Below are 16,548 nucleotides of genomic sequence, written 5' to 3'. Positions count from 1 at the left end.
TTCGTCACCCCTCGTCGTCGAAATCCTCGTCGTCCGGCTCTTCGTCCTCGTCCTCTTCCGGCGACGGCGGCGGCGTATAGAACCACCATCCTGGACGACTCGCGTCGGGCGCGAAATCGTCGCCTTCGGCAAGAAGATGGGTCAGGTATTCGCGCGACGCCGGGCGCAACACATTTAGGGCGACGAACAGCGTCTCGAACGAAGCCGCATATTTCGGCTCCGCGCGCGTCCCGACCGGCGCACCAATGATCTCGAAGACATGCTCGATCATCAGGTCGGCTTTGCGCCGCTCGTTCATTGGGAACGCCTTGAGATTGCGCAAGCGCCCGTACTGCTGCTGACTCAGCAGCATATCGGTATCGACGACGCAGGCATAAGAGATGTTGGCAAAGGTGAATTTCGGCGTTTTCTTGGTTTCATCGAGCACCAGCAGGCGATCCTGCGTCTCCTCCTGTTCCTCATAGGTGATAGCGAAGGTGCGCGGATCATCGGTGCGCATGAGCGTAATCAGGGCGCCGGGGACTAGGTAATCGTGAAACAGCGTCTCGAAGCCCTGCACCCAACCGCCGCGATTGCCGGTCGGGTAGCGCAGTTCCACGAGCGTGCTCAGATAGTGCTGCGGCAACTCGCAGCGCAGCACCGCGCTGCGCTGATCGGCGAGCAGCGGTTGCGGCAGCAGCGCCGCCAGGGCGCGCGTGAGCGGCAGGATGCCATATTCCCACTCGAAGAACGTCAGCACATGGCTGACCTGCCCGCTCTTGCGGATGGAGTCGATACTCTGTTCTGCCAGGCTATCGTCGAACCCTTCTTCGATGTAGCCGGCAAGTTGCCCCATTTCGCTTGCCTTGACCCGCTTGGTGCCGATTGCCGGCAGGTTGCGCACCGACCAGAGGCGCGCCCCCTCGATGCCGACGAACTCGAAGTCTTTTTCGCGGCTCAGGCGATAGTTGAGCGCGAAACGAAAGACCTCATAATCGCTCTGGCGTGGATTGTGGTAGAAGATGTCGGCAATGATCTGCGTATCGAGCAACGGCTCGCCGACTTCCTTGATGTACTCGCTGATGCGACGCAGATCGTTCTTGCCGAAACTGACGAGCGCCGCTTCGGGGAACGCCTGATTGCCGAATATCACCAGACGACGGAGCGGGTCGTTTTCGATTGCTGTGCGCAATTGCGACATAAGGGTATTGCCGTGTTGCGCCATCAACTCCTCAACCGGACGGCGCAGGTCGATCTGCAACCCGTTGGGCAGCACAATCACCGTGTTCGCCTGTGCCGGTTCGACCGGCGGAGCAACCCTGGATTCCTTTTCGAGAGGTGCGCTCACGCCAGCCGGTTCCGCCGCTTCCGGCGCTGCGACAACCGCTCCGACCGGCGTTTCGACCGTTGATTCGACGACCACCGGGATCAATCCTGCCTGCTGCTGCCAGTATTCGGAGATGAACACCGGTTCGACCGTGGTCAGCGCCGGGCGAGTGGTGGTCACCACCACGCTGATGTCATCGATGGGAAGCGGATTTTCCGGTTCGTACAGGCGTTGCTTGAATGTGTGGACGGTATCGACCTGCGGGGGAATATACCGGCCGCGCCGCGACGTGATGAACACGACGTCGCCGTTGGTCTCCTGCCGCGCAAAGACGTGATCATTGACGCGCAGCGCTTCGTCGATCAGTCGCGCCGCTTCAGCCGGATCCATCTGACGCTGCCGGGCGTAAAAGTCCGCCAGGTTCTGAAGCGTCTGACGGATGGGCGCATCGAAGGCGAAAAGGCGTCCTTGCCCTGCCATCAATTGATAGATTTCTTCCGCCAGCGCCTGCTGCTCTTCGGTGCCGGCAAATGTTGGACGCTCCCTAGTGACTGCTGTCATGCCTGCTGTTCTCCTGCGAGCACCAGCTCGCGCAGAATTTCCAGATACCGCTCCGTCAGGCTCTGGATGTCTTGCGGTTGGCCTGTGGCTCGCACCTGCTGCGCCAATTTGTCTATCGCCGTCTCCCCGTAGATGATGTTCTTGCCATCCATCATACCGCCACCCTGACTCCACTGAAATTGAAACAGACAAGGCGCAGCCCGACATTTGCGCCGCTGCTGCGCTAGATGCCTATTATACCACAATCACGAGCGATGCTTCGGATGGTTTGGAGCGTTTGACTTTTGCTCTCCTTTGTGCGACAATGACCGCGTCCGGTACATGACACAGAATCATTACCGCTGGTCGTGCAATAATCCGTCAAGACAAAACCCAAACGCAGCGCTTCGGTCTGTCATGACCGGAAGCGCGTTGTGTTGCGTAAGCGTCAGAGAGCGAATGCCATCAGAGCGACCAATCTACCCATTCAGCGCGCTGGTCGGGCAGGAACGCCTCAAGCGCGCCCTGATCCTGAATGCGATCAATCCACGCATCGGCGGCGTGTTGATCCGCGGCGAGAAGGGGACTGCCAAATCAACCGCAGTACGCGGGCTTGCCCGGCTCCTGCCGCATATCACGGTTGTCGCCGATTGCCCTTATAGCTGCCCCCCTGATCGCCTGGCAATGATGTGCGCGACGTGTGTAGCGCGGCTGCGTCGCGGTGAGGAATTGCCGGTCGAAGAACGATCGACTCGCCTGGTCGAACTGCCGGTTGCTGCATCGGAAGATCGGGTCGTCGGCTCGCTCGATCTCGAACACGCGCTGACCGAGGGGCAGCGCCGCTTCGAGCCGGGGTTGCTGGCGCAGGCGAATCGTGGGTTGCTCTATGTCGATGAGGTGAACCTGCTCGATGATCACCTGGTCGATGTGCTGCTCGACGCGGCGGCGATGGGGGTCAATACGGTCGAGCGCGAGGGGATCAGCGTTTCGCATCCGGCGCGGTTCATTCTGGTCGGCACCATGAACCCGGAAGAGGGCGAATTGCGCCCGCAACTGCTGGATCGTTTCGGGCTGGTGGTCGAGATCAGCGGGTTGACCGATGTCGCCGGACGGGTGGAGGTCATTGAGCGGCGCCTGGCGTACGAGAGCGATCCTGATGCGTTCGTGGCGCAGTGGCAGCAGGAAGAAGAGGCGCTGGCGCAACGCATTATCGCGGCGCGCGCATTGCTGCCGGCCGTGACGATTTCGCGCGGCGATATGGCTGCAGTGGCAGGGCTGGCGCTCGAATTGGGGGTCGATGGGCATCGCGCCGATCTCGCCATCCTCGAAACGGCGCGCACCCATGCCGCCTGGTCGGGGCGCGCACGCCTGACGGTGGAAGATATTCGCTTGGCGGCGGAATTGGCGTTGCCCCATCGGATGCGCCGCCAGCCGTTCACCGAGGTCAGACTCGACGAAGCGCGCGTCGGGCAGATTCTGGAGCGCGTCAAGGGTGAGATTGGCGATGATGCGGCGCCATCTGCCGAGCACGTAAAAAAAAAGTTGACGGCGTGACCGCTGGGCAGCCGGACGGCGAACGGCGCAGCAGCGAGGAAGGTGATGCGCCGCCGCCATCGGCGCACGCGGCAACCGAAGCGGACGCGGCATCCAGCGGCGGCGATAAAACGCAGAGCGGCACAACGTTCATGAGCGACCCCGCCTTCCGCCCGCAGAAGATCGAAGGCGCGCGCGATCGCTTGCAGCGTCGGGCGCCAGGCAGGCGCAGTCGCACCCGTACAACGCGGAAACAGGGGCGTTACATCACCAGCCGCCCGGCGGAGCGAATCACCGATCTGGCGCTGGACGCCACCCTGCGCCAGGCGGCGCCACAGCAGATCCGTCGTCGCGCAGAGCATGGCGATGGCGATAGGAAGCGGCGGGTTATTGTGCGCCGCAGCGATCTGCGCCAGAAAGTGCGGGTGCGCAAAACGCGCAACGCAGTCTGCTTCGTGGTCGATGCCAGCTGGAGCATGGCTGCCGAAGAGCGCATGCGCGCCACCAAAGCGGCGGTGCTCTCGCTCTTGCGCGATGCGTATCAGCGCCGCGACCGGGTGGGGTTGGTGTCGTTCCAGCGTGATTATGCGACGCTGCTGTTGCCGTTGACTAACAGCGTCGAACTGGCGCAACGGCAGTTGCAACAGATGCCGACCGGCGGCAAAACGCCGCTCTCGCGCGGGTTGTTGCTGGGGTATGAAGTGCTGGAACGCGCGCGCCGCCAAGATCCGGAAGTGATGCCGCTGCTGGTGTTGCTCACCGACGGGCAGGCGAATGTCTCGATGAGCGATCTGCCGCCGCAAGCGGAAAGTTATGCACTGGCCGATTTTATTACAGCGCAATCGATACCGGCAGTGGTGATTGATACTGAGCACCCGATCTTCGAACGCGGTCTGGCGCGGCAACTGGCGCATCATTTGAAGGGAAGCTACTACCGCATCGAAGATGTTCAGGAGCGTGGGCTCGCCGATCTGGTACGCGCAGAGTTACGCGACCGCACACGCTAGTATGCGGTTATGATAGGCAAAAGTACAGGTAACTAAACCAGGAGGACGGTTGGTCATGACCGATCAGGAGCGTCCCGTCGAAGAGCGGAATGAACTGCTGAGCGACTCGCCAGCTGCAGAAGGTGTGGCAGCGGCGGAAGCGGAAACTCAGCAGCCGTCGATAGAATCTCCCCCGGCGGCGGAAGCGCCGGATGGCGCTGGGGCGGGAGAGACGGCAGATGTGAGTATGGTTGCGTCGTCTGAGGGCGGCGATAACGCCGAACCGGTCCCTGCCGCCGATGGAGCGATAGAGGCAGTGGCTACCGCCTCAACAGACGATGCGGCGCCTGCTGCTGAAACGCTGACGACCACGAGCGCTGATAGTGCGGCGGGTGTCGCAGCGGCAGACGACGCGGCGCCTGCCGCTGAAACGCCGGCAACCGAAAGCGCCGAAGACACGGCGGAAACGCTGGCGCCCGCCGCTGTAACGCCGGCGACAGAAAGCGCCGACAGCGCGCCTGCCGAGGCTGCGAGTTATCAGGCGCCCGCCGATGAACCCGCCGGACGCCCGCGCCGGGTGAAAGACCTGGCGCCCGGTATGGAACTCGAAGGGCGAGTCACCTCAATTGCGCTGTACGGCATCTTCGTCGATATTGGCGTCGGGCGCGACGGTCTGGTGCACATTTCGGAGATGAGCAATACCCGGATCGAATCGCCAAGCGATCTGGTGAAGATCGGTGATACGGTAAAGGTGCGGGTGAAAAGCGTCGAACCCGATGGCCGGCGGATTAGCCTGACAATGCGCACAAGGGAGCGCAGCACAGAACCGCGCGGCGGTCGTGGTAAGAAGAAGCCTGACGTGGATTACGAAAAACTGGCGGCGCTGCGTGTCGGCGATAATGTTGAAGGAACAGTGACCGGGCTGGCGCCCTTTGGCGTGTTCGTCGATATTGGCGTCGGCAAAGATGGGCTGGTGCATGTGTCGGAACTGGCGGAAGGGCGCGTCGAAAAGGCGGAAGATGTCGTGCAGGTCGGTCAGACCTACACCTTCAAGGTTCTGGAAGTTGATGCGGAAGGGGCGCGCATCAGTCTGAGCCTGCGGCGGGCGCAGCGCGGGCAAAAATGGCAGCAACTGGAGAAGGGGCAGATTCTTGAAGGCACGATCAGCGGCCTAGCGCCGTTTGGCGCGTTCGTTGATATCGGCGTCGGGCGCGATGGATTGGTGCACATTTCTGAGTTGTCGAACACGCGCGTGGCGCGGGTCGAAGATGCCGTCAAGGTCGGCGATAAGGTGCAGGTGCGGGTGATCGATGTCGATCCGCAGAGCAAACGGATCAGTCTGAGCCTGCGGTTGGGAGACACGCCGCGCGAACCGCCGCCGCGCGAGGAGCGTCCGCGCGAAGAACGGGCGCGGGAAGAACGCCCGCGGGTCGAGCGAGCGCGGAGCGAGGGGCGCCCGCCGCGCGAGGAACGCCCGCCGCGCCGTGAGCGGGCGAGTGACGTGTACACCCCGGCAGACGACGATTTCGGCGGGAATGCCACCATCGAAGATCTGGTGTCGAAATTCGGCGGATCCCGGCGCAACGAGCGCCGCCGCCGCCAGGACGATGACGACGACGCGGAAGACCGGAACCTCCGCCGTCAGCGCGATGCTATCCGTCGCACCCTTCAGCAACTGGACGACGATTAAGATTCTTGACACATCGCTTTCAGAGCGGGTATAATTGCTTGAATCGGCGCGGCATTGCCGCGCCGGTCGAACGTTGCGCCGCATTCCAGCGTTTGCGGTGTTGTAAAGGAAATCGAAACGCTGGCTCCTCGTATGGCGGTAAGCAGTGGAACCGCTGGTCCGCACAGATGGGCGTTGCATCCCATAGCTGCGGCTTCGGTCGCAAGGCGGAATGCGGATGGCGGGACGGTGCGCGACCTCCACGAGAGTCCAGCTTGTATGATGTTGTGAGGTTGGCGCCAATGCCCAAGCGAACATGGCAACCCAAACGTATTCCGCGTCGCCGTAAGCACGGATTTCTGGCGCGTATGGCAACCAAAGATGGTCGCGCAGTCTTGCGCCGCCGGCGTCTCCAGGGGCGCTACCGCTTGACCGTTAGCGATGAGCGTCGTCAGGTCCGTCGCGGGCATCGGTAATCTTGCCGATCTGTGGGCGTCGGGCATGAACTCGACTCTCCGAATACTTCGCCCACAGCCTGCGATGAAACGCGCTTACCGCCTTCGCACGCCTGAACAGTATCAGCGGGTACGCCGTGATGGTCGAACCTGGGATGTGGGGATGCTGATGCTCAACGCCGCCCCCAACCGACGCCGGGTTTCACGGTGTGGATTCATCGTCGCCAAACGGTTGGGCGGCGCAGTTGTGCGCAATCGCATCCGCCGCCGTGTGCGCGAAGCGGTGCGTCTGCTGTATCCACAGATCGAACCCGGCTGGGACCTGGTCTTCATTGCGCGCTCACCGGCGCTGGCAGCGATCGCGTTTCCACAACTCCAGGCGCTGGTGCTACAATTGGTGCAGCGCGCCGGCGTGGTGCACGAGTCGGTGAACAAACCGTCCGACAACACGGAGCATCAGTGATCAGCACCTGACAGATGAGCAAAAATGCGCTAGAATACACACGCTGTGTGTTGTGAGTAACAAGGATATGCTGTTATGCCAGTCTGGCTTGCTTTCGTGGAGTTCCTCCAGCAAGTGTTGCTGACCTTCTATGCGTGGACGGGCAGCGGCGGCCTTGCCATTATTCTGTTCACAATCGTTGCACGCCTGTTTATTCTGCCGCTGACGATCAAATCCCTCCAGTCGTCGCGCAAGATGCAGGAACTTCAGCCGCATATGAAGGAACTGCAGCGCAAATACGGCAAGGACCCGCAGAAACTTCAGGAAGAGACGATGCGTCTCTACCGCGAATACAAGGTCAACCCGGTCGGCGGATGTCTGCCGATGCTGCTGCAACTCCCGATCTTCTTCGGCATCTACCAGGCGGTGATCAATCTGACGCGCGTGTCACCCGCGGAACACGCTGGCAGTGCGATGCTGCGCGTGCTCAGTGAGCAGGGCATTCCGTTCAGCGCCGCAACGGCGACATTGGGGCAGCCGCAGTTGGCGGGCAGTTTCCTCTGGCTGCCGGATTTGGGGAAGACCGACCCGTACTATATCCTGCCTATCCTGTCGGTGATCTTTCAGTTGATCGTGCAACTGATGGCGACGCCGCGCATACAGGACCCGCAGCAGAAGGCGATGATGCAGTCGATGCTGATTCTGCCGATTGTGTTCGGCTACATCGGGTTTATCTTCCCAAGCGGTGCCGTGCTCTACTGGGTGGTTGGCAGCATTCTGTCGATTATTCAGCAGTATGTGATCTCCGGCTGGGGGTCGCTGGCAAATTACCTTAAGTTCCTGCCGACCGATGGCGGTCTCCTTCCGCCGATCACGCCGCTTGCGCAAACAGCGGCGTCGGCGGTCAGCAGTGGAAGCGCCGCTTCGCCTGAGGAGCCATCGCACAAGATTGATTTTTGGGAGGCGCTCCGGCCACTGACCGAGTCACGCAGCGAGCCGGTCGAGTCACAGTCGCAATCGGCAGAAAGCGCTGCGCCTGTTGAAAGCGCCACGCCAGCGCAAATGCGGCGAGTGGCGTCGCAGATGAATCCGCGACGCAGAAAGGCGCGCAGGTAGGAGCGGGAGTCGCAGGTTCCGGCTCTCAATCTCCGCCAGGGCGCATCGGCGCGGATGCCGTACTCAACTGGGGGCTCCATGAAAAGTATTGAGATCAGTGCACGCACAGTAGCGGAAGCAATTCGTCTTGCCCTTGCACAACTTGGCAAAGATCGCGATGAGGTGGCGATCGAAGTGCTCGAGCCGGGCACTAATGGCGATGAAGCGCTCGTGCGCGTCACCGTCGTGGATGATGAGGCCGACGAGATCCCGGCGCCGCGCGCGGCGGCAACCGGTCCCGTCGAGCAGATTGCACGCCAGATTCTGGAAGATATCCTCGAACGCATGGATATCCATGCCTATGTTACCGCTGTGATCAGTTCGGTTCCCGATCAGCGCGGCGAACCCGAAGAAACCATCACGCTCCACATCGAAGGCGCCGATGAAGAGGCGATGAGCCTGCTCATCGGACGGCGCGGCGAAACGCTGCGCTCGCTCCAGTTCATGGTCAATCTCCTGGTCAGTCGCCGGGTGCAAAAATGGCCGCAGATCGTCGTCGATGTCGGGAATTATCGCCAGCGCCGCCAGGAGTCGCTCGAAGGGCTGGCGCGCCGCATGGCGGAGCGAGTGCGCCAGAGCGGGCGTCCGTTGATGCTCGAGCCGATGGGCGCCTATGAACGGCGCATTGTGCACCTGGCGCTGCGCTCCGATCCGACGGTGTATACCGAGAGCAGCGGCGAAGGTGAGAACCGCAAGGTTGTGATCTATCCGGCAAAACGATCATGATGCCGGTATACCGGTAAACCAGGGGGAGCGACAATCGGCGCTGCGCCGGTTGCGCCGCTCCCTCTTCTTTTAATCCATGACGACGATGCCTGACTATCTCCTGATCGGTCATATGACCCGCGACCTGCTGCCCGATGGCTCATATGCGTCGGGAGGGACGGCGCTCTACGCCGCGCTGACGGCTCACCGGCTGGGACGCTGCGTGGGGGTGGTGTCGGCGCGCGCCGCCATTCCGCCCGACTGGTCTGCCGGGATTGCAGTGGCATTCGCTCCAACGATGGATGCGCCGATCTTCGAGAATCGCTACACGCCCCAGGGACGGGTGCAGATCCTCCACGCCGGCTCTGGGGTGTTGACGCTTGATGATGTTCCCCTGGCGTGGCGGTCGGCGCGCATTGTGCATCTGGCGCCAATTCTGGCGGAAACGCCTGAACGCCTGGTCGATGCCTTCCCCAACGCGCTCCTCGGTATGACGCCGCAGGGCATGATGCGCGCCTGGCATACGCCGCTCCCTGCGCAGATCGCCTACCGCCCATGGGATCCGCCGCCACGTGTACTGGAGCGGATCGATGTGCTGGTGATGAGCATCGAAGATGTACGATTCGACGAAGCGCGCGCTCGCGCCTATGCGCGCTACTGCCCGCTCGTTGCGCTGACCCGCGGCGCTGCCGGGGCGACCCTCTTCATCAACGGTCATCCGCATTCCATCGACGCCTGCCCGGCAGTCGAACGCGACCCGACCGGCGCCGGTGACGTGTTTGCCGCTGCCTTCCTCGTGCGCCTCGACGAAACCGGCGATCCGCTCGAAGCCGCGCATTTCGCCGCCTGCATCGCCGCACGCAGCGTCGAAGGCGTGGGACCGGGAGCGATTCCGTATCGGGCGGACGTGGGACGTTGACGGTGGGCAGGTTGCACGGGGAACAGTGGCGGGTAGGGGCGCGCCGCTGGCGCCTCCCCCCCCCGCGCACGGGGTGTGGAAGAGGTGAGAGGCAAGGGGCAAGAGGTAAGAGGTGAGAGGCAAGAGGTGAGAGGCAGGGGGCAAGAGGTGAGAGGCAAGGGCAAGAGGTGAGAGGCAAGGGGCAAGAGGTGAGAGGCAGGGGGCAAGAGGTGAGAGGCAAGGGGCAAGAGGTGAGAGGCAAGGGGCAAGAGGTGAGAGGCAGGGGGCAAGAGGCGTGAGGCAAGGGGCAAGAGGTGAGAGGCAGGGGGCAAGAGGTGAGAGGCAAGGGGCAAGAGGTGAGAGGCAAGGGGCAAGAGGTGAGAGGCAAGGGGCAGGAGGTGAGAGGCAAGGGGCAAGAGGTGAGAGGCAAGGGGCAAGAGGTGAGAGGCAAGGGGCAAGAGGTGAGAGGCAAGGGGCAAGAGGTGAGAGGCAAGGGGCAAGAGGTGAGAGGCGGCGCCCCTCCGTGCGCAGGGTGCGGACGTATTGCAGATGCGACTGCGGCTGCTGAAGCCGCGGGCTACTGCTGCCCGGCCCGCCTGCGCGGGCTGCACCGGGTGAGACCGGATTCTTTGCTCATACCAGGCGGCGTTCAGTCAGACAAGAGGTTCGCGCGTTCGTTGGGCAAGACGCAACGGTCAACGCGCAGCGGCAGTAGCGTCTAAATGATCGCGCATTAGTGCTAGTTCTCAGTTCTCAGTTCTCAGTTCTCGGTTCTCAGTTCTCAGTTCTCAGTTCTCAGTTCTCGCTGTCTCAACCCCAGCCAGTAGAGCGCACCCGACAGCAGCAACGCTACAACCAGCGGCGCAATGCCAAAACCGCCGCCTGGAATGAGCATGAACGGCAGTCCGCCGAGCGCGACCCCTGCTCCCAGCGGCAGTGACGCAGCCAGCGCCGGAGAACGGGGGAGCAGCCGTCCCATCGCTGCCATTGAAAGGGCCGTGGATGATTGCAAAACCGCTGCACCAATCAGCAGATTGTCGCCGAGCAGCAGCGCCAGCGCCAGTGCTGCGCTCGCCAGTGCAAAGAGACGCCATCCCGCCACATCGGTAACAAAGCCGCCGATCAGTTTTCCGCTCCCGGCTGCCAGCGCCAGCGCCAGCGCCGCCTGCCCGCCAGAAGTGATGGCCGCGCTGATCCCCGTCCAGACGAATGAGCGCAATCCGACCGCAACGAGCAGTGCGCCAACGACGAGGATGTTGAACATGTGATTGGATGCCGGTGCGCGAAAGATATTCCAGTGCTGAATTGCGGCACAAACCAGGTGATGAGCGCCAGGACGACCAGCGCCGCTCCTGCCAGTCCTGTCGTCGCCACCGGCGGCATCAGCCCATGTGTCCCTTGGTGACCTTCGTGGTTACCGCTTTGTGCCGTGAAGTAACCACCAAGGACCCGAAGCGCACGAAGGGGAAGAACCATGAAGCGCATGTCCTTCGTGTCCCTTGGTGACCTTCGTGGTTCAGCTTTTTGCAGTGAAGTCATATGTGCAACCCCGCTGCCCGAATGCATGCTGATCACGCTATCAGAATTGAGATATGCCATAGGGAAGCAGGATGGGCGGCAGAATCAGCGAGCCAATTAAGCCACAACTGACCGTGTTGACGATCAGCGCGGCGACGAAATTTTGCCGGAGCGCGTCTTTGCGGAAGAGAGTCAGCACACCGAATTTGACCGGTATGCTCAGAAGGTAGAAGCCAACGAAGAGTATCACCAACGCCGTAACGCCATCAAGGTCAACCAGGTCGGACATAAGGCGCAGAAATGCAAAACCCAGTGCGCCGGACGCCAGACTCATCAGCAGGGCGACGCCTAACGAACGGAAAAATCGGTTCCACTTGAGAATCGCAAGCAAGGTCGCCTCGACTGCAACAGCAATCGAGAGCAACAGGAGCGTCGCAGCCAATCCGATCACAAACAGGAGACTTGCTTCCATCGGCGACATGATGCCCGGAGGCGGCGGAGGCGGTGGAGCATACATAGCGTGCGCCCTCTTGTATAATAGTTGACGCAAAGCAAACAAATGCGAGCCTCTGACGATTATAGCATGGTCACGAACGTTCCTCTATTCAGAGAATATCCAGGGAACGGCAGGATGCGTTGAGAGAGATAGGACATAATCGCATCAGTCGTGTATAATGCGAATATATGTTCTAATAACAGACGCCTGATAAGAGATTATAATGGACCTGTCACGACAAAAAGAGCAATTCAGCATCGCCTGGGCGCCGCCGTTGCGAGCGTCGCCAGGTATGCTGTCTGCCAGCGCGAAGTCGATGACGACAGCGTCGATCTGGGGATTGCGATGCGCGGCAGCAGGGGAACAGTGCGCTTGCAGCGGCTGGAGGTGCAACTCAAGTGCACCGCCGAGCCGATCTGGCAATCCGATCCGATGCGTTTCACGCTCAAAAAGAAGAACTATGACGACCTGCGCGGCGATGATGTGCTGGCGCCATGAATGCTCATCGTCGTCTGCGTGCCCGATACGGTGAGCCAGTGGCTGGATCAGAACGAAGAGCGGATGGTGTTGCAGCGATGCGGATACCTCACGCCTCACGCCTCACGCCTCGCGCCTCACAACGCAGACCGGATGGTGTTGCGGCAATGCGGATACTACCTGTCGCTCTGTGGTTTTCCAGAGCTGCTGGCATCACAGGCGTCGGTGACAGTCCACATTCCCCGCCAGCAACAGTTTACCGTTGAAGAACTCAGGCGTCTTATGGAGATGATTGGGAAAGGTCTGCGACCATGAAAGCAACCATTCGCGACAGCGCCATCCTCCGCGCTGTTCGTCCACTCGATGTGGTTGCCTATCTGCGCGCACAGCACTGGCGCGAGCGTGAGCATCATCAGGGGCAGTACGCGATCTGGCAGCGCAAAAGCGACAATGAGCCGGTCGAGATTCTGCTTCCGCTGAACACGGCGTACCGTGACTACGCCACGCGCATTGCTGAGGCGCTGCAAACGCTTGAGGCGGTCGAGCAGCGGTCGCAACACGACATCCTGGCAGATATTCAGAACGTTGCGTGTGATGTGACCCGCATTTCCGCCGAAGGGGAGGCGCTGTCCGGCGGGACGATTGCGTTGCAGGGCGGGGCGCAGTTTGTTGCGAGCGTGCAGCGCCTGTTGCTCACGGCGGCGTGCAGCGCCGTGCAGCCGCGCCCGGTGTATGGCGATCGTGTGCCGGAAGCGGCAGCGGCGTATGTCCAGCAGGCGCGCATTGGTATTGGACACGGCAGTTTCACCGTCGCGGTGTACACGCCGGTTGCATCCGATGTGCAGCCGCAGGTGCGCACCGGATCGCGGAAGACGCCATTCGCCCGCCGCATGACGCTGTTGCTCATCCAGGCGCTGCACACCCTGCGCGACGCCGTCGAGCATGCTGCGTCCGATGGAACGATCGAGCCGCTGCTCGAAGTGGCGCCCGGCGGCATCAGCGCCGATCTGTGCGATGCGTTGATCGGGCTGTACGAAGGGAGCCAGGCGGAGCGGATCGGTTTCAACGTCGCCTGGTCGCCGTTGCGCCCGGCGCCCGCCGATACCGTGTCGGCGGTCGATATGCCCGCTGGCGCGCTTCCGTTTCTGCGGGAAACAGGGCGCGCACTCCGCGAAGCTACGCCGCGCGAAGACGTCGTGGTGCAGGGGTTTGTCACCCGCTTGGATCGCACCAGTGATACGAGTGGGCAGGCAACGATCAGCGGGTTGATCGACGGGGCGCTCCGTCCTGTGGTGTGCGATCTCGCAGGAGAGAACTACCGGCGCACGCTCGACGCATACGAGCGACGCCAGACAATCCGCTGCACCGGCGACCTGATACGCGCAGGGGAGGAGTACGTCCTGCGCAACCCTCGCAACGTGACGATCCTCGAATAGGCGGCCGGTCAGCGTCACATTGCATGCGTGAATCGCTGCTGCACATCGTCGCGCTGCAGCGGTCCCCCGTGCCCCACGTAAAACGTCTGCACGCCAGCGTTGAGCAGGGTGCGAATGCTCTGCTCGACGGCGGGCAGGTCATCGGCGAAGTAGTGATAGTTGGGGCGTGGACCAGAAAGGGCGCCGCCAATATATCCCCCCATCATCACATCGCCAACAATCGCCGCGCCGCCTGGAAGCAGCACGGAAATCGAACCAGCCGTATGTCCGGGCGTGTGCAGAATGGCGCCTTCGACGCCAAAGGCGGTCAGGTCGAACATCTCATCCAGAAATAGATCAGGCGTAACTGCCGGGAATGGCTTTTCCACCAGCGGCTTGATGAGTCGCGCCTCCAGCCGCAGCGGCAAGAGCGGATTCATGCGTCCGGCACGCAGCATCGACTCATCAGCGCGATGCACTGCGGTCGGGATGCCGTGCGTCCCTGCCAGCGCGGCGCTGCTTCCCGCATGATCGACGTGCGCGTGGGTGTGCACGATCAACGTGATGCTGGAAGGATCAATGCCCGCCTGCGCCGCAGCGCGCAAAATGGCGCGCTCCTCGCCGGGCATGCCCGTATCTACGAGAATGGTCTTGCGTCCCGTCACCAGGTAGGCATTGGAGAAACTGAGCCTGAGATGGGTGATGTGCATGCGGATCTCCTGACGTTTGCCGGGATGGGGATGTTCCGGTAGAAATAAACAGCGTATATTTACGCCATAAATATACGCTGTTTGGTTATTTTTGTCAAGATGCCAACCAGCGGTTTCCGGCGCATGTGATACCAATGATGCGGCCATTCTTGCCATACTGCCGATGCACATCGCTCGTTTCTCCAAGCGAATTGGGCGCCTGAGCATCCTGGATGACTGCCCGCACGTTCGTATGAGGAGCATCGTTCGGTGGGGTGCGATTTTTGACAATACGATCACTGCGCCTTTGCGCCTTTGTGCGAATTCATCCGACGCGCAGCGTCGCTGCCGCCGCCTCCACCTTTGCGCGATACGCGGCGCACAACGCCTCACCGGGGGGAAGCGGTCGGTCGAGGATGAACGGGAACACCTGCACCGGCGCGCTGAAGACGCTCTGGATGGCGCCGATGGTCTGCGCCTGCCGACGCTGGACCTTCACCGGGTCGGCGTAGAAGTCGAGCAGGTTCTCATGCGCGCCAAAGTCATCGACAACCAGCGCCTCTTGCGGTTGCACGTCAAGCCCTGCCTGCACACGACGCCAGAAGAGATCGCTGTCTTTGTGCGCGCCGAGATCGGCTGAATTGGCGATCAGGACCGGGCGTGATGGCGGCGGGTCGTCGTCCGGCGTCGAAACGGTCTGCGGCGACGTTCTGCCGGTTGCGTCGATGCGCAACGCTGCTGCGCGCCATCCCAGCGCCGCGATCTGTTGGGCGATATGGTCGGTGGCTTCGGCGTAATGGTCGGTGGCGACGAGGGGCGTCACCTGGGCTGCGGGTCGCAGTGCGTCGAAGAGCGGACGCCACGCCGGGTCGATGACCGATGCCTGGAGGTATGCCTGCACAAACCGTTCGGCGCAGCGCAGCGCATGATCGGCGAGGTCGTGCGATACCGATATGCGCTGCGCGATCAGGCGCGCAAATGGCGCGCGCGTCGTGCTGCCGATTTCCCATGTCGGCCTGACGATGTCGTTCCAGTAGTGTTCGACGTTCACCCCCAGGTCCCACAGACCGCTCTGCCGCAGCGCTTGCTCCAGACGATCCGGCGTGCCGAAACGCACTGCTTCCAGGCTCAACATTCCCGAGAAGTCCAGGACGAGTAATCGTTGGGTCATCACGGCATCCACTGTTCGAGCCGGTAGGCGCTATCCCAGAACATCCACTCCAGCCGGGAAGAGAATATGAAGGCATCGCGCATACGAGATTTCTGCGCTTCGGCAGCGCGATCAGCAATGGCATCGGTCAACGCAATGGCGCGATCGACCCATTCGCCGAACTCCTGTCCGGCGTAGGTGTCGATCCACTTCTGGTACGGATTATTCGGCGCTGCGCGGCGGTAGATGTCGTGCCCGACCTCGCGGTAGATCCAGAAACAGGGGAGCAGGGCGGCCATGCCCTCTTCGTAACTGCGACCGGCAGTAGTTGCCAGTAGAAAGTTGGTGTAAGCGAAGCAGGAAGGCGACTGCTGGCGCGTCGGCGCATCGATGCCGAATTCACGGAAGTAGGTGAAATGCAGCGCGCGTTCGACCACCGCCACTCCCTCGGCGAAGCGCGCAAACTGGATGATCGCCTCCTCATCGGGGGCGCGCCCGGCCATCGTCGCCAGCGCGCGCGCAAAATCCACCAGATACAGGGCATCCTGCTGCATGTAGAAAGCGAACTTCTCGCGCGGCAGCGTTCCCTGCGCCAGCTCCTCATTAAATGGGTGCTGAATGATAGCCCGGTAGATGTCGGTGATCGACGACCAGAGCGTTTCGGTGAAGCGCATAACGATCCCTCCTCGACAGTACGTGATTGTGTGCGCTTGAATGGGTCCTGCACCCAGACGCACATCGAACCGCTTCCGTCGGGGGACGCAAACGCGATCTCAGAGAGGCATTGCACCACAAAGAGGAAAAGGGTTGGCAGCAGCGGAAGTCAGCGCCCGTTCCGATTTCCTACGCCGGCATTACCCGGATCAGGTGCAAAGGGTGTCTTCTCAGCCTCGCTACGTGCGCGAAGCGCCCCTACGGAACAATGTACAGTATACGTTGTCCTATGGCGGCTGTCAAGGCGACAGCGCCTACGCGCCTACGCCCGCAGCCCTTTGGCGCGCAGGTGGGCATCGAGCCACGCCGCATCCTCCGGCGACAGGTCGGGCGGCGGCGGCGGCTGCCGGTAGTCGATGCGCAAATCGTAGCGCGCGTTGCGATACACCTGCTGCACAAT

The 16,548-nt window shown here is 61.9% G+C and carries 17 protein-coding genes, 1 pseudogene and 1 riboswitch; of the genes and pseudogenes, 10 read left to right on the top strand and 8 right to left on the bottom strand.

From position 1 onward, the window contains the following. Positions 1-4: 4 nt before the first annotated feature. Positions 5-1,867 (bottom strand): hypothetical protein, encoded by a 1,863-nt coding sequence (locus AC3EA7_RS17435; protein WP_488615346.1) that lies wholly within the window; start codon positions 1,865-1,867, stop codon positions 5-7. Beyond that, on the bottom strand, positions 1,864-2,022 hold the full coding sequence (locus AC3EA7_RS17430; RefSeq protein ID WP_488615345.1) for a hypothetical protein: 159 nt from the start codon (positions 2,020-2,022) through the stop codon (positions 1,864-1,866). The genes AC3EA7_RS17435 and AC3EA7_RS17430 overlap by 4 nt, the downstream gene beginning before the upstream one ends. A 283-nt stretch (positions 2,023-2,305) precedes the next feature. Between AC3EA7_RS17430 and AC3EA7_RS17425 the strand changes: the two genes are divergently transcribed. From AC3EA7_RS17425 to AC3EA7_RS17390, 8 genes are all read left to right on the top strand, one after another. Next, entirely contained in the window at positions 2,306-3,400 is a 1,095-nt protein-coding gene (locus AC3EA7_RS17425; RefSeq protein ID WP_488615344.1) for a magnesium chelatase ATPase subunit I, read from the top strand. Next, positions 3,397-4,386: a vWA domain-containing protein gene (locus tag AC3EA7_RS17420; protein WP_488615343.1), complete on the top strand. Its 990-nt coding sequence runs from the start codon at positions 3,397-3,399 to the stop codon at positions 4,384-4,386. Before AC3EA7_RS17425 ends, AC3EA7_RS17420 begins: the two co-directional genes overlap by 4 nt. Positions 4,387-4,441: 55 nt before the next feature. Continuing rightward, entirely contained in the window at positions 4,442-6,055 is a 1,614-nt protein-coding gene (locus tag AC3EA7_RS17415; protein WP_488615342.1) for a S1 RNA-binding domain-containing protein, read from the top strand. Between the two features lie 281 nt (positions 6,056-6,336). Further along, complete coding sequence (gene rpmH / locus AC3EA7_RS17410) at positions 6,337-6,510, top strand: 50S ribosomal protein L34 (protein ID WP_488615341.1); 174 nt, start codon at positions 6,337-6,339, stop codon at positions 6,508-6,510. Positions 6,511-6,574: 64 nt separating this feature from the next. Further along, complete coding sequence (rnpA, locus tag AC3EA7_RS17405; RefSeq protein ID WP_488615458.1) at positions 6,575-6,952, top strand: ribonuclease P protein component; 378 nt, start codon at positions 6,575-6,577, stop codon at positions 6,950-6,952. A gap of 75 nt (positions 6,953-7,027) precedes the next feature. Next, positions 7,028-8,047 carry a YidC/Oxa1 family membrane protein insertase gene (locus tag AC3EA7_RS17400; RefSeq protein WP_488615340.1) on the top strand — a complete coding sequence of 340 codons (1,020 nt, stop codon included), beginning with the start codon at positions 7,028-7,030 and terminating at the stop codon, positions 8,045-8,047. Between the two features lie 78 nt (positions 8,048-8,125). Continuing rightward, positions 8,126-8,812, top strand: coding sequence for an RNA-binding cell elongation regulator Jag/EloR (gene jag, locus AC3EA7_RS17395; protein ID WP_488615339.1), 687 nt, complete (start codon positions 8,126-8,128; stop codon positions 8,810-8,812). Positions 8,813-8,897: 85 nt separating this feature from the next. Continuing rightward, positions 8,898-9,710, top strand: coding sequence for a PfkB family carbohydrate kinase (locus AC3EA7_RS17390; RefSeq protein ID WP_488615338.1), 813 nt, complete (start codon positions 8,898-8,900; stop codon positions 9,708-9,710). 760 nt (positions 9,711-10,470) lie between these two features. Here AC3EA7_RS17390 and AC3EA7_RS17385 read toward each other — a convergent pair. Continuing rightward, positions 10,471-10,953: a hypothetical protein gene (locus AC3EA7_RS17385; RefSeq protein ID WP_488615337.1), complete on the bottom strand. Its 483-nt coding sequence runs from the start codon at positions 10,951-10,953 to the stop codon at positions 10,471-10,473. A gap of 315 nt (positions 10,954-11,268) precedes the next feature. Beyond that, positions 11,269-11,724: a hypothetical protein gene (locus AC3EA7_RS17380; protein ID WP_488615336.1), complete on the bottom strand. Its 456-nt coding sequence runs from the start codon at positions 11,722-11,724 to the stop codon at positions 11,269-11,271. A gap of 150 nt (positions 11,725-11,874) precedes the next feature. Here AC3EA7_RS17380 and AC3EA7_RS17375 point away from each other — a divergent pair. Continuing rightward, a pseudogene (locus AC3EA7_RS17375) lies at positions 11,875-12,495 on the top strand (DUF4365 domain-containing protein). Beyond that, positions 12,492-13,616 (top strand): hypothetical protein, encoded by a 1,125-nt coding sequence (locus tag AC3EA7_RS17370; RefSeq protein ID WP_488615335.1) that lies wholly within the window; start codon positions 12,492-12,494, stop codon positions 13,614-13,616. Before AC3EA7_RS17375 ends, AC3EA7_RS17370 begins: the two are co-directional and overlap by 4 nt. Before the next feature lie 14 nt (positions 13,617-13,630). Here the strand turns inward: AC3EA7_RS17370 and AC3EA7_RS17365 are convergent, their stop codons facing one another. From AC3EA7_RS17365 to AC3EA7_RS17350, 4 genes are all read right to left on the bottom strand, one after another. Then, positions 13,631-14,305, bottom strand: coding sequence for an MBL fold metallo-hydrolase (locus tag AC3EA7_RS17365; RefSeq protein ID WP_488615334.1), 675 nt, complete (start codon positions 14,303-14,305; stop codon positions 13,631-13,633). 304 nt (positions 14,306-14,609) lie between these two features. Further along, positions 14,610-15,455 (bottom strand): hypothetical protein, encoded by an 846-nt coding sequence (locus AC3EA7_RS17360; RefSeq protein WP_488615333.1) that lies wholly within the window; start codon positions 15,453-15,455, stop codon positions 14,610-14,612. Then, complete coding sequence (gene tenA, locus AC3EA7_RS17355) at positions 15,455-16,108, bottom strand: thiaminase II (RefSeq protein WP_488615332.1); 654 nt, start codon at positions 16,106-16,108, stop codon at positions 15,455-15,457. Before tenA ends, AC3EA7_RS17360 begins: the two co-directional genes overlap by 1 nt. 148 nt (positions 16,109-16,256) lie before the next feature. Continuing rightward, a riboswitch (TPP riboswitch) is annotated at positions 16,257-16,358 on the bottom strand. A gap of 52 nt (positions 16,359-16,410) precedes the next feature. Further along, positions 16,411-16,548: DUF4058 family protein (locus AC3EA7_RS17350; protein WP_488615457.1), on the bottom strand; the 138-nt coding region annotated here is incomplete at its 5' end.

It is taken from the genome of Roseiflexus sp. (assembly GCF_057785375.1).
The sequence above is the reverse complement of the archived record's forward strand: the minus strand, read 5'-3'. Positions and strand labels throughout refer to the sequence as shown.

Bases quoted from the DNA above. Each gene is read 5' to 3' on its own strand.
- AC3EA7_RS17435 (WP_488615346.1), bottom strand. From the start codon at position 1,867: ATGACAGCAGTCACTAGGGAGCGTCCAACATTTGCCGGCACCGAAGAG.
- AC3EA7_RS17430 (WP_488615345.1), bottom strand. From the start codon at position 2,022: ATGATGGATGGCAAGAACATCATCTACGGGGAGACGGCGATAGACAAA.
- AC3EA7_RS17425 (WP_488615344.1), top strand. From the start codon at position 2,306: ATGCCATCAGAGCGACCAATCTACCCATTCAGCGCGCTGGTCGGGCAG.
- AC3EA7_RS17415 (WP_488615342.1), top strand. From the start codon at position 4,442: ATGACCGATCAGGAGCGTCCCGTCGAAGAGCGGAATGAACTGCTGAGC.
- rpmH (WP_488615341.1), top strand. From the start codon at position 6,337: ATGCCCAAGCGAACATGGCAACCCAAACGTATTCCGCGTCGCCGTAAG.
- rnpA (WP_488615458.1), top strand. From the start codon at position 6,575: ATGAAACGCGCTTACCGCCTTCGCACGCCTGAACAGTATCAGCGGGTA.
- AC3EA7_RS17400 (WP_488615340.1), top strand. From the start codon at position 7,028: ATGCCAGTCTGGCTTGCTTTCGTGGAGTTCCTCCAGCAAGTGTTGCTG.
- jag (WP_488615339.1), top strand. From the start codon at position 8,126: ATGAAAAGTATTGAGATCAGTGCACGCACAGTAGCGGAAGCAATTCGT.
- AC3EA7_RS17390 (WP_488615338.1), top strand. From the start codon at position 8,898: ATGCCTGACTATCTCCTGATCGGTCATATGACCCGCGACCTGCTGCCC.
- AC3EA7_RS17385 (WP_488615337.1), bottom strand. From the start codon at position 10,953: ATGTTCAACATCCTCGTCGTTGGCGCACTGCTCGTTGCGGTCGGATTG.
- AC3EA7_RS17380 (WP_488615336.1), bottom strand. From the start codon at position 11,724: ATGTATGCTCCACCGCCTCCGCCGCCTCCGGGCATCATGTCGCCGATG.
- AC3EA7_RS17370 (WP_488615335.1), top strand. From the start codon at position 12,492: ATGAAAGCAACCATTCGCGACAGCGCCATCCTCCGCGCTGTTCGTCCA.
- AC3EA7_RS17365 (WP_488615334.1), bottom strand. From the start codon at position 14,305: ATGCACATCACCCATCTCAGGCTCAGTTTCTCCAATGCCTACCTGGTG.
- AC3EA7_RS17360 (WP_488615333.1), bottom strand. From the start codon at position 15,455: ATGACCCAACGATTACTCGTCCTGGACTTCTCGGGAATGTTGAGCCTG.
- tenA (WP_488615332.1), bottom strand. From the start codon at position 16,108: ATGCGCTTCACCGAAACGCTCTGGTCGTCGATCACCGACATCTACCGG.